Source organism: Martelella sp. UBA3392 (assembly GCF_002358775.1).
GTDB lineage: Bacteria > Pseudomonadota > Alphaproteobacteria > Rhizobiales > Rhizobiaceae > Martelella > Martelella mediterranea.
The window spans coordinates 1-409 of sequence record NZ_DEPM01000129.1 but is presented as its reverse complement, the minus strand read 5'-3'; the positions used below and the strand labels follow the sequence as shown (position 1 = coordinate 409).

The 409-nt window shown below is 64.5% G+C and carries 1 protein-coding gene; it reads left to right on the top strand.

Annotation, left to right across the window (positions count from 1 at the left end; all coding sequences use genetic code 11):
- The coding region (locus tag B4E36_RS09460) for an SDR family oxidoreductase (protein WP_345900278.1) at positions 1 to 232 on the top strand (232 nt) is incomplete at its 5' end.
- Positions 233 to 409: the final 177 nt, after the last annotated feature.

The following is a 409-nucleotide window of genomic DNA, read 5'->3' as shown; positions in this document are numbered from 1 at the left end:
CAAGGGCATCCGGGTCAACGCCGTTGCGCCAGGTTCCGTGCGCACGCCCGGCGCGTCCGCCGTCATCACCGACAGCGGTTGGGAGGAGCGGACCGCGAAATCGCTGCTCGGCCGGCTTGCCGAGCCTGAGGATGTTGCCCGCGCGGTGGCGTTCCTGGCCTCGTCCGATGCCCGCTGCATCACCGGCGTCACGCTCAAGGTGGATTGCGGCATGACGATCAAGGGGGCGTGAACGCCGATCGCGCAAAAGCAGGCAGTCGAAAGGGTAGGGCGGATAGCCCGATGGGAGGGAGAATTTCATGACCGCACGAACCGTTCTGACGGATCTGGTCGATCAGGCTTTCGAGAAAAACGAATTTCCCGAGGCCGCGCGCGAAAAGGCTGCGATCTGCCTCGCAGACTTCCTGTC